1 protein-coding gene is annotated in these 2419 nt (G+C 69.1%); it reads left to right on the top strand.

The window, feature by feature from the left end; translation table 11 throughout:
- Positions 1–299 precede the first annotated feature (299 nt).
- Positions 300–2419 (top strand): glycoside hydrolase family 48 protein (locus AC1D12_RS30990; RefSeq protein ID WP_477845042.1); only part of this gene is annotated, 2120 nt, incomplete at its 3' end.

Raw genomic sequence — 2419 nt, 5'->3', positions numbered from 1 at the left:
TCAACGGCAGTTGTAGACAGACCGTCCAGAACATGACGGCGCGCCGTCGCAAGACCGCCGCGCCGAGGGAAAGGAGACACGGAATGATGCAGTTGCAGTCCTCCCGCCGGCCATTGGCCACCCTTGAGCGCCCGGGCACCCCCAGCCCGTCCTGACGCGCTCGAACACTCCGCGAATCGTTGTACCCACCGCTGCGCCCTGGCGCCGCGGTGGCGCAGTGCGCTTGATCGCAGTTTCAGTCGCAGTCTCACTCGCAGTCTCACCATCGTGAAAACGTTTTCAAAACAGGAGACATTTCGATGAAGATCCGATTCCACATGCTTTCGGCCGTTGCCGCCGCCGTGCTCGCCTTGTCGCTCGCCGCACCGGCGCGCGCCGCCGATGCCGAGTACACGCAGCGCTTCCTGACGCAGTACAACAAGATCAAGGATCCGGCGAACGGCTACTTCAGCAGCGACGGCGTGCCGTACCACTCGATCGAGACGCTGATGGTCGAGGCGCCGGACTACGGCCATGAGACGACCTCCGAGGCCTACAGCTTCTGGCTCTGGCTCGAGGCCCAGTACGGCCGCGTCACCGGCGACTGGGCACCGTTGAAGGCCGCCTGGGCGACGATGGAGCGGACCATCATCCCGCCCACGGCCGACCAGCCCACCAACAGCTTCTACAACCCCGCCAAGCCGGCCACCTACGCCGGCGAGTTCGCGCTGCCGAAGAACTACCCCGCGCCGCTGGACAACTCGGTGACGCCGGGGCAGGACCCGATCGCCACCGAGCTCGCGACGGCCTACGGCACGCGCGACATCTACGGCATGCACTGGCTGACCGACGTCGACAACTGGTACGGCTACGGCCGCTGCGGCGACGGCACCACCAAGCCGGCCTACATCAACACCTTCCAGCGCGGGCCGCAGGAATCGGTGTGGGAGACGATTCCCCATCCCTCGTGCGACACCTTCCGCTGGGGCCGCAGCGGCGGCACGCAGGGCTTCCTGAGCCTGTTCATCGGCGACCAGAGCTACGCGAAGCAGTGGCGCTACACCAATGCGCCGGACGCGGATGCGCGCGCGATCCAGGCCGTCTACTGGGCCTCGGTGTGGGCGAAGGCGCAGGGCAAGGGCGCCGACGTGGCCGACCTCGTCAAGAAGGCGGCCCGCATGGGCGACTACCTGCGCTACTCGATGTTCGACAAGTACTTCAAGAAGATCGGCAACTGCGTCGGCGCGCAGGCCTGCGCGCCCGGCACCGGCCTGCCCGATTCGAACGGCCTGCGCGACAACCAGACCTACCTGATGAGCTGGTACTACGCCTGGGGCGGCGCGGCCGACGCGAGCGCCGGCTGGGCCTGGCGCATCGGCTCCAGCCACAACCACTTCGGCTACCAGAACCCGCTCGCGGCCTGGGCGCTGTCGACGCAGGCCGACTTCAAGCCGGGCTCGCCGACGGCGGCCGGCGACTGGGGCAAGAGCCTCGCCCGCCAGCTCGAGTTCTACCGCTGGCTGCAGTCGGCCGACGGCGCGATCGCCGGCGGCGCCACCAACAGCTGGGGCGGCAACTACGGCGCACCGCCCGCCGGCACCGCCACCTTCTACGGCATGGCCTACGACGAGAACCCGGTCTACCACGACCCGGGGTCGAACGAGTGGTTCGGCATGCAGGTGTGGTCGATGCAGCGGGTGGCCGAGTACTACCGCGCGAGCGGCGACGCGAAGGCGAAGGCGCTGCTCGACAAGTGGGTGGCCTGGGCCTCGGCGCAGACGCTGCTGAACGCCGATGGCAGCTACGCGATCCCGAGCACGCTGAAGTGGAGCGGCCAGCCCGACACCTGGAACCCCGCCTCGCCGGGCGCGAATGCCAGCCTGCGCGTCACGGTGGCCGATCGCACGAGCGACATCGGCACCACCGCCGCCTTCGCGCGCACGCTGATCCACTACGCCGCGAAATCCGGCAACGCCGCTGCGAAGACCCTCGCGAAGGAGCTGCTGGACCGCGCCTGGACCCGCTACCAGGACAGCAAGGGCATCGCCGTCGCCGAGAAGCGCACCGACTACCTGCGCTTCGACGACGCCTACGACCCGGCAACCGGCTCGGGCGTCTACGTGCCCTCCGGCTGGAGCGGCACCAACGCGCAGGGTGCGACCATCGATTCGAACGCGACCTTCCTGAGCCTGCGGCCGAAGTACCAGCAGGATCCGCAGTGGCCGAAGCTGCAGGCCTACCTGGCCGGCGGCGCCTCGCCCGACTGGGTCTACCACCGCTTCTGGGCGCAGGCCGATATCGCGATGGCCTTCAACGACTACGCGAACATCGACGGCGACGGCAGCGGCGGCACGCCGGCCATCGTGCTGAGCGCGGGCACGCTGGGCGTGGCCGAGGGCGCCAGCGCGAGCGTCGGCGTCAGCCTGTCGCAGGCGCCGGC

The sequence above is a fragment of the Rhizobacter sp. P1_G5 genome (assembly GCF_056405435.1).
Note: the sequence above shows the minus strand (reverse complement) of the source record. Positions and strands in the feature narration are given on the sequence as shown.